The 9,189-nt window shown below is 49.9% G+C and carries 6 protein-coding genes, 2 rRNA genes and 2 pseudogenes; 7 read left to right on the top strand and 3 right to left on the bottom strand.

Annotation, left to right across the window (positions count from 1 at the left end; translation table 11 throughout):
• From D3P08_RS26935 to D3P08_RS26920, 4 genes are all read left to right on the top strand, one after another.
• Positions 1-175, top strand: a 23S ribosomal RNA gene (locus D3P08_RS26935); the annotation flags it as partial.
• 282 nt (positions 176-457) lie between these two features.
• The gene (locus D3P08_RS26930) at positions 458-1,024 is read left to right on the top strand and encodes a sigma-70 family RNA polymerase sigma factor (RefSeq protein ID WP_119603228.1); all 567 of its coding nucleotides are present in this window, start codon (positions 458-460) and stop codon (positions 1,022-1,024) included.
• A 34-nt stretch (positions 1,025-1,058) separates the two neighbouring features.
• Complete coding sequence (locus tag D3P08_RS26925; RefSeq protein WP_147381860.1) at positions 1,059-1,697, top strand: DUF4367 domain-containing protein; 639 nt, start codon at positions 1,059-1,061, stop codon at positions 1,695-1,697.
• Positions 1,698-1,851: 154 nt separating this feature from the next.
• The gene (locus tag D3P08_RS26920; RefSeq protein ID WP_119603226.1) at positions 1,852-3,297 is read left to right on the top strand and encodes a UDP-N-acetylmuramoyl-L-alanyl-D-glutamate--2,6-diaminopimelate ligase; all 1,446 of its coding nucleotides are present in this window, start codon (positions 1,852-1,854) and stop codon (positions 3,295-3,297) included.
• Positions 3,298-3,378: 81 nt separating this feature from the next.
• Here D3P08_RS26920 and D3P08_RS26915 read toward each other — a convergent pair whose 3' ends face one another.
• The 3 genes and pseudogenes from D3P08_RS26915 to D3P08_RS27805 form a co-directional block, all read right to left on the bottom strand.
• Entirely contained in the window at positions 3,379-5,478 is a 2,100-nt protein-coding gene (locus D3P08_RS26915) for a pectate lyase family protein (protein ID WP_240647762.1), read from the bottom strand.
• Between the two features lie 27 nt (positions 5,479-5,505).
• Positions 5,506-6,843 (bottom strand): right-handed parallel beta-helix repeat-containing protein, encoded by a 1,338-nt coding sequence (locus D3P08_RS27810; RefSeq protein ID WP_420819061.1) that lies wholly within the window; start codon positions 6,841-6,843, stop codon positions 5,506-5,508.
• Positions 6,826-7,356 (bottom strand): annotated as a pseudogene (locus tag D3P08_RS27805) (LamG-like jellyroll fold domain-containing protein); the annotation flags it as partial. The pseudogene D3P08_RS27805 and the gene D3P08_RS27810, both read right to left, overlap by 18 nt.
• 361 nt (positions 7,357-7,717) lie before the next feature.
• Between D3P08_RS27805 and D3P08_RS26905 the strand changes: the two are divergent.
• The 3 genes and pseudogenes from D3P08_RS26905 to D3P08_RS26895 all read left to right on the top strand — a co-directional run.
• Positions 7,718-8,048, top strand: a pseudogene (locus D3P08_RS26905) (spore coat protein).
• Positions 8,049-8,165: 117 nt separating this feature from the next.
• A complete protein-coding gene (locus D3P08_RS26900; protein ID WP_119603224.1) occupies positions 8,166-8,645 on the top strand; it encodes a GAF domain-containing protein in 480 nt (159 codons plus the stop codon).
• Positions 8,646-9,044: 399 nt separating this feature from the next.
• Positions 9,045-9,189, top strand: a 16S ribosomal RNA gene (locus D3P08_RS26895); the annotation flags it as partial.

The following is a 9,189-nucleotide window of genomic DNA, read 5'->3' as shown; positions in this document are numbered from 1 at the left end:
GGGTAGCCAAGTACGGACGGGATAAGCGCTGAAAGCATCTAAGCGTGAAGCCCCCCTCAAGATGAGATTTCCCAATTCGTAAGACCCCTTGAAGACGACGAGGTTGATAGGTTCGGGGTGGAAGCACGGCAACGTGTGGAGCTGACGAATACTAATCGGTCGAGGGCTTATCCTACAGATACCCCACAAAGTGAAGCGAATGCTTCGAGGATTATTCCTGATACTTTGCGGGGACCCCAATTACAAGCTAAAGTTCAGCAAACTTTCGTATCCAGTTTTCAAGGCGCAATTGAAAACGAAAGATGAAAAATGTAACCTGCCGTTCATACACGGCAGGTTTTTTTGCGTTGTTTGTTGGGTCACACCTTTACGTTGGAACAAGACTTTCCATTGTTTTTTTTCAGCTTGCAGCGGATTCCCAACTTAGACCGTCTAATAGGTTGGAGGTGATGAAGCAATGAAGCCGGCCGGCTTGAAAAATAAAGACAATTACTCCAACGATCCCGCTGAAGCGCTTGAGCAGCTCATGGATAGCTACGGCACTATCGTTCTGCGTACGGCATTTTTCTATATGGGCGATCGTCATCTTGCGGAGGATATCAGCCAGGAAGTATTCCTGAGAGCATACCGCAATTGGCCATCGTTTCGTGGTGAATCCACTGTTAAAACATGGCTGACAACAATCACCGTTAACGTATGCAGAGATAAGATGGGCGTTCGGATGTTCACGGAGCAGCCGACTGATCCCAGTCGCGTTGATCATGGACGAACGATCAGCGTTGAGGAGGAAGCGCTTCGAAGAATGGAGAAAAGCGAAGTGCTGCAGCATGTGCTCCGTTTGCCATTACCGTACCAAGAGGCGCTGTATCTGTATTATTATATGGATTTTAGCACAAGCGAGATTGCGAAAATGACATCGTCACCTGAAGGAACTGTGCGTAACAGATTGTACCGAGCCAGAGAAGCGCTAGCTCGGGAGATGAAGAAAGGGGAGGAAACATCCAGTGACCGACTTGGATCGTAATTTGCGTGGACAATTTCGGAAGGAGTCTGATGAGATGTTATTTTCACGTATGGAAATGAATGAGCGATTAAAACAAAAAATTCGGCAGCAAGCTGTTGGGGATCATGCAAAAAGCCGCCGCCTTCAACGTCCAAAAACGTGGGTTATGGGAGCGGCAGCCGCTACAGTTGCTGCTGCGGTATGGCTCGTTGCAGGTGTCCCGTTTTTACAGCAACCATCCATACCATCACCGACGGAACAGCCGGCCCATGGTGCTCCTCCTGTAAACGGAGGAGCATCCGGGTCTGAATTGTCAGCGTTAGTCACGACGCCGGTTAGCACACTGGAAGAAGCCATAGCCGCTTTCGGTGGCAGCTTGCTGGTTCCAACTGTCCTGCCGGAGGGCTTCGCGCTTAAGGAAATAGTGGTTGTTGGAGAACAAGGACAGCCGGCGAGAGACGCGATCTTCACGTATTTGGCAGGCGAGAAATCGATGACGTATGTGGTGAGCCGTAATCCCGCCGCGTTTCCGATGGAGTTGTTTACGAAAACGCAAGTAAGCGAAGTTGAGGGCTATATGTTTGAACAAGAGGGGCTTACGGAGTTATTTTGGATGAAGGAAGGAATGCAGTATTCCATTACGGGCCAGATTACGGGCGTGGAATCGATGAAAATCGCAGAGTCATTGGAATAGCTAATGTTATAAAGCCGTGGCAATGTGCCGCGGCTTTTTTTGCTTTCGTGCCGCAACGGACGTGCATAAATAAGGCAGATCGATGCAAACATACCTGTTAGACCGATTATCTGCTTAATCGGTACGATAAGAATTAACCAATGGAGCGCGCATAATGAACCCCAATTCGGCCCCTAGAACAATCCGTATCCTGTCCACAGATGTTGAAGTTACGGGCATCCAATTCCATTCGGGTAAAGTAAAACAGGGCGAAATCTTCGTCGCGATTCCTGGCATGAAAAGTGACGGCCATGATTTTATCGAACAAGCAATTGAATCCGGGGCTGCGGCGATCGTAGGCGAGAAGCCATTTTCCGGTCTGCCGGTTCCTTATTTTCAGGTAACAGACGCCCGTGAAGCCTTGGCTCAATTAACGGCTCAATATTATGATCATCCCTCAAGACGGCATATCATGATTGGGATTACGGGGACGAATGGAAAAACGACAACCGCTTACTTGCTTAAACATATCATCGAATGCTCAGGCCTGCGATGCTCTTTAATTGGAAGCGTGGTGAACAGCATTAACGGGCACGATATCCCATCGTTGCAGACGACACCGGATGTGCTGCAGCTTCAAAAGTGGCTTGCAGAAAGTCAAGATGAAGTCGTCGTCATGGAGGTTTCCTCACACGGCATCCATCAGAAACGAATACTCGGCATCACGTTCGATTATGTGATTTTCACGAACCTTTCTCACGACCATCTTGATTATCATGGCTCGATTGATACCTATTATTTGACCAAGCAACAATTGTTCGACCATCTGAAGCCGCAGGGAGAAGCGGTCATATCCAGCCTGGGCTTTTGGGGACAACGACTTTTGGATCATTTATTGTCAACGAATAAAAAGGTGAAGACGTTTGGGGGCTCGGAAAATAATGACCTCCATATTGCGCCAGCCTATTCCGCAAGTACAGAGGAATTCCGTTTCTGTGACGGCACTCACACTGCAACAATAAAAATACCTTTGCCCGGCACCTATAATGCCTGGAATGTTGGGGCAGCATGGTTAACGGGGCTTCAACTGGGAATTCGAAGCGAGAGGATCCAACAAGCGCTTAGCAGCTTCCCAGGAGCGCCGGGTCGGTTCGAGATGATTCCTCATCCGATCGGCGCTAAGTTTATTATCGATTATGCCCATACGCCGGACGGCTTCGAACAGTTTTTGAAAACCTTGCACGGGCAAAAGGAAAGTCGCATCGTGCATATTTTTGGATTCAGAGGAAATGGCGATCCTTCCAAACGAAGGATTATGCTGGACATATCGGTCGTATGGTCAGATGAAGTGATCCTTACTTTGGACAATTTGGGGGGGAGAGACAAAGAAAGCATGCTTCTCGAGTTGCAAGAGATGATCCAGAGAACGGGAGCATCGAAATGCAAATTGATAGAGGACCGCACAAAAGCGATCGAATATGCTTGGCTCCATGCACGAGAAGGAGATCAAATCGCGATTACCGGAAAAGGCAGAGAAAACTATGACCAATCCTTTGAGCTGCCAAGCAGGACGGATCCCGAAACGCTGGATTATTTGCTGCAATACCAATTCCATGTGTAATCGATTGCCGCTCACTAAAGAAGAGAGGGCTGTTCCAACGTCGTTAAAAAAGACGAATGAGGAACAGCCCTTGTTGCATGATTAATAGGTAGTTAAAAGCCAATTAGCTTTGGCCCAGCTGAGCTTGCCGGCGCCGGCGCCGTCCGCGGCGGTTAAGCGCGCTTTCAATGCGGCTGGGTCATCCGCAGCGTAGGAATAAGGCAAGCTGCTAAAACCGTTCCAGGAGAAGGGCTTAACAGGAGCAGGCACAGGGGCCAGCGGACTTCCGGCTGTATCACTGCTTCCCCTGAAGTAGCTGCCGTCTAAGGAATAAATCGTGTCCGTCACCCGGATTTTGCCGGTATAGCTGGCATCGGACGGATCCGTCTGATTATTCCGAACGGGAGAACCTACGTCAATAATTTGCGACTTCTCCACAAGCACCGCTCCGTCTTCGGTCGAGATTGCGCCGTTGCTCGTTACAAAGAACTTATAACCTTTACCGGATAAGGCTGATTCCATGGCAGGCGTAATCTTTTTCTTCGCTGCCCAAGCTCCTGCACTGTCCATCACGATGTTATATGCATGAACGTTGCCACCGCGAAGGCGAGGCATCCGGTCTTGCATGTCTTGGTAATAATTATGGTGCAGCGTTACCTCAAGAGCAGGGTTATCCGATGCGAACTCTGTCGACCCGATAAGATGTCCTTTTTTCTGGCCGGCGGCAATCGCGATAATATCCGGTTTTGAAAGTCCAATCGCGCTGCTTCTTAAATAAGCGTACATCGGATAGGCGGCTGGATTAGCTTCCATCGCGTTGATCTGCTGAGTTACCCAGCTGTTAGCGCTTTGGTCGTCACCCTTGAAGACCGACCAGGAAACGGTTACGCCATTCGACCCCTTCTTCACGTCGAGAACCCCGTCGTACGCTTTGTTGAACGTGCAATGATCCACCCAAATGCCCGAGCTTTCCTCGAAGGTTAAGAAATCCCAGTCGTTTTTATCATAGTTTCCTTTGGTTGATTCATCCCATTCCCAGAGCTCGTCGAATTCGAGATTGCGGATGATGATATTCGAGCTCCTTTTGAACGTAAACGCCGCATGCTTGATGGTCGCGCCGTTCGCCGAAAAAATCGTCAGTCCGTCAAATCCGTCGACCGTAATTTTGCTCACGCCGGTTGATATAAGGACCGGATGAGTGAGAGGGCTGTTATGGGCGGAGAATGGCGAAACCTGAGCGGCAGAAGGTATTTCATTCCAGCCGAGATCGAGGTCGTTCATGATCTCCACAACTTTGACGCCGGAGCCTTTTTTCAGAGCAGCGGCCAAGTCTGATGCGTTATAAACTTTTTTGTACCTCGAATCCGTCTCGAGGATTGCGCCGCCGCCCGTGTTGCCTTCGGAGAAGCCTGTTAAATTATACTGTGCCAAAGTGCCGGGCTGCGGTGTAGTCGTAGGGGTAGCGGTTGGTGTCTGACTTGGCGTTGCCGTCGGAGTTGCGGTAGGTGTCGGACTTGGCGAAGCTGTCGGGCTTGGTGTTACTGTCGGCGATGGGCTCGGTGAGACGGCAGTAGAGTCGGATACGACGATGTCGTCGAACTTTGCAGCCGCTTTATATGCGACAAGCCCTGCTGCGCCTGCAGTCAAACTGCTATCGGAAGCAGTCAGCTGAAGCGTGCCGTTAACGTACATCTTTAGGGTTGAGCCGCTCATTTCGAGCTTTACCGTATACCAGGTTCCTGCGGATAAGCCGACGTTTGTTTTCGATGCAATAGTCGTCGTAGAACCGTTCACCTTCCTGCGGATCTCCAGTGTGCCGCCGCTGCTGTTATACAGGGATGCTGCGTAAAAATTATTGCCGTTCAGATAACGGCCTGCGACGTAGACGCGGTTAGATCCGTTCCAGTTCTCAACCTTGACTTTGGCTTCCACGCTGTAGTCCGACCAATAGTCGCTTCCCGCTGAGGTACGGCCTTCGCTTGCGCTGGATTGGTAGTACACGTAGTTACCGTTGTCTTGCACGACCGACCAGGTGCCGCTGGTGGACGTCCAGCCGGTTGATTGTCCGTTATCGAAGCCGCTGCTGTACAGCACGGCTGCTTGTGCTTGCCGAATGGGAATGAAAGACAGAGTCAAGGCGATGCATAGCAACAGAATAAGCCCCATACGTTTCCTTTTATCCGTGAACAAAGCTGAAGTCATGCTAAAATCCTCCTTTTCCGTTTCGATTTAGGGGGCGGTTGCTCCAATATTGGTTCCAGAAGGTGTGCCGGAACCGATCAGATCGCTTCCGGATGCAAGCTTCAGGAAAGATCCCATGCTTGGCGATCCATCCGCGTTGCGGGTGAGGGAAGGGGTAAGACTGACAAAATCGCTGTCCGAGGCCAGCAGTCCGTCCGCGTTGGTGCTGGCGTTGTTTTTCCACCAAACGTTGCTGCCGTCCACATCCGACCCGCTTGTTTTATCGCTGGAGCCTCCTTTGTATGACAAATTATTTTTAAATTGATGCGTTCCCGTATCAAACGCAAAGTTGCTTTGCCCGTTGTTATACGAGGTATTGCCCGTCATGGAAATCGAACCTGGGTTGCTGTTGTAGGTGAAGCCGTGCTTTTTGTTTTGGTAGGCAAAGGAGTTTTGAACGACATGATTGACGGCGATCTTCTCGCCGCCCAGCTTAAAGCCGTTGCCGTCGCTGTTGCTGGTTGTATTGCCGGAGGAGGTCTGCCCATTGTGATGAGCGATGCTGTCCAGAATGGTCACCGGTCCGATGGCGCCGGTATCCGATTTGGTATACAGATCCCAACCGTCGTCCGTATTATAGGCAGCAATGCAGCCTTTGAACAGGTTGCCAATTCCAACGGTAAGCTTGGCAGCGAATCCGTCGGCATCTTCGCCGTTGTCGGGATCGAAGTTGTCATGCGAGTAGGTGTTGATTACTTCATTATGGCTCGGCCATTCGCTTTTCGCAGCTGTGGAAGCATATCTGCCAAGCTGAACGCCGGAGTCCCGGTTATGGTGAACATCGAGATTTTCCAGACGGTTGTAGCTGCCGGAGATGTAAACGCCGTTGTCGGCAGCGCCTTTGACCTCAAGGCCTTTAATGGTCCAGTAACTGCCGTTCACTTGAAGTCCTCTCGCATTCTGGGAAACATCAGAGGCATTGTAAGGCTGCGAGGAAAAATCGAGCACCGGCTTTTCGGTTCCATATGGCTGTATGATCTTTCTTGCACTTGAAGTGCCGTTGTTCGTGCGCTCGATCGTAATCTGAGTTGAATAGGAGTAAGTGCCTCCTCGCATGTAAATTATACCGCCAGGGGCCAATCGCGAGATAGCGGAGGAGAGGGTAGTCGGATTGCTGATTGTGCCCGAATTGTGGTCAGAACCGTTAGGCGCTACGTAAAGCGCTTCGGAGACGGGAGGCGTAGAAGTCGGTGTTGGTGTTACAGTCGGCGTTGGAGTCGGAGAAACAGTAGGCGAAGGCGTTATGGTCGGAGCGACCGTTGCGGACGGCGTAGGTGTGGGTGAGCTTGAGAGGTCCTCGACCGTTACTTGGTCGAATTTGGACACGGTTTTGTAAGCGATAAGGCCGATGCCGCCGGAGGATAGGCTGGAGTCTGTGGCCGTTAACTGCAGTTGGCCGTCTACGTACATCTGAAGCTGCGAACCGTTCATTACCAGTTTTACGGTATACCAGGTGCCAGCGGATAATGCATAGCCTTTGGTAGCCAGAGTCGTTGTAGAGCCGTTCACTTTTTTGCGGATTTCGAGTTTGCCGCCGCTGCTATTGTATAGAGATGCGGCGTAATAATTGTTTCCGTCCTGGTAGCGTCCAGCAACGTAGGTTCGGTTAGAGCCGTTCCAGTTATCAATTTTTACTTTAGCCTCGACACTGTAGTCTGCCCATGAGGCGTTTCCTGCTCTGGCGCGGCCTTCAGTCGTGCTGGATTGGTAAAATACCGGGGAGCCGCTGTCTGTCACGACGGACCATGAGCCGTATTGGTTTGTCCATCCGTCCGCCTGGCCGTCATCGAATGTATCCGTAAAGATACTAGCAGCGAAAGCTTGCTGCAGGACAAGCATCCCGGCTACGGCAGAGACGGCGACTGCCGAGGCAAGCGCTTTCAGTTTTGATCGAGTAAACATTACACGCATTCCTCCTTTTCAAATATGTGATCTTGTTAACAATGAAGCTTAGGGACGATTCCGGCGTGCGCCTCCTTTCCTTCCATAATTGTGCTGCAACCATAGGTATAGCCGAATAGACCTGAGTACGGCAATAATCATCCTGTTGTATGTTGCCTAACAGCAGCGCTGGCGGAGATTAGAGAGAGGGGAATAATCATTAGGTAAGATGATAATCAATTTTCTCTCTTTGGGCTGAAAGGGTGTGTAAGCTAAGGGAGGACCGCTAGCCGCAGCGCTAACCGAGACGGTAAGCTAAGTGAATATGATCATTGAACATTTGATGGGCATGAATACGCTAACGGATCAAGTGATTACGATGGACATGCTCGTGAGGCGAAGAGCGGGGTAAGAAATGACGCGATGGCAATTACGGCGGTTGCCGACCCGGAAATCAAAGCGACGCTGCTTCAGCAGCTGGATGATGCCTTGACTTTCCTGAGCGGATCGTATTCTTCGCGATGGCGCGAGGATGGTATAATCCGTGGGAAGTCAAGGAGCAGTTCCCGTTGGATATTCAGAACATCCAAAGCGCAGTAAAGCTGGCCAATTTGGGAGAAGACACGAACACATACCCCTTGTCGTTTTGAGACGACAGTGGGCTTTTTTGACCAAGGAACGATGTCGTGGCAACGGATTAACCGGTCATAAAGCAAATATGATAAACTAGTAGCACTATAATTCATCTACATTAAAGGAGTAGTCAAATGTTCCACAAGGAAGAATACAATGGCTCGCGTGAACAAAATTACGATAGACTGATTCGTCAATTAGACGCATTGCTCGAGGGCGAAACCGATATCATTGCTAATTTATCGAATGCGTCCTCGCTGCTTCGTCAGTTTTTGGATGATGTCAATTGGGTAGGGTTCTATATGTATAAGGGAGAGCAGCTTGTTCTCGGTCCGTTCCAGGGACTGCCTGCTTGTGTGCGTATTCCGTTATCGAAAGGCGTATGCGGCAAAGCGGCTAGCGACAGAGCGACCGTGCGCGTGCCGAATGTGCATGAGTTTCCGGGGCATATCGCTTGCGATGCTGCCTCACAATCGGAAATCGTGATTCCAATTGTTAAAAATGAAGAGCTAATCGGCGTTCTCGATATCGACAGCCCGATTCTAGACCGTTTCGACGAGACCGACCAGCGTTATTTAGAAAAGTTTGTCCAGCATTTGATTGCGCATATTTAATCGGATGAATAGCTGCTTGGTTTCATGGATTTGTTTTGGAGCCTTAGGGCTCCTTTTTCATAGTGATGATCGATAATGTTAAACATTACCTGTAGATTCTGCTCTTCGGACATGTTATATTATTAGTCCGGCCGCGAGACAAGCGGTTCGGAAATGAGAAACGAATCGAACGGCATCAATTTCCAGTTGATTTCATATAACGATTCGTGATATATTATTAGTCCGGCCACGAAATAGGCGGTCGGCAACGAAAGAAAAGATTGTTCTTTGAAAACTGAACAACGAGCGAAACTGCCCTGTTAATTCGGTAACGAGTTAATAGATATAAGAAGTTTTCGTACTCGGCTTTAGCCGATGCGAAAAGCTTCAAGCAACAAACGTAATGAGCAATCAAACACCTTTATGGAGAGTTTGATCCTGGCTCAGGACGAACGCTGGCGGCGTGCCTAATACATGCAAGTCGAGCGGAGCTAAGTGAAAGCTTGCTTTCACGATGCTTAGCGGCGGACGGGTGAGTAACACGTAGGTAACCTGCCTGTAAGAC

It is taken from the genome of Paenibacillus nanensis (assembly GCF_003583765.1).
Taxonomy (GTDB): Bacteria; Bacillota; Bacilli; order Paenibacillales; family Paenibacillaceae; genus Pristimantibacillus; species Pristimantibacillus nanensis.
This window is presented reverse-complemented; position numbering and strand designations above follow the sequence as displayed.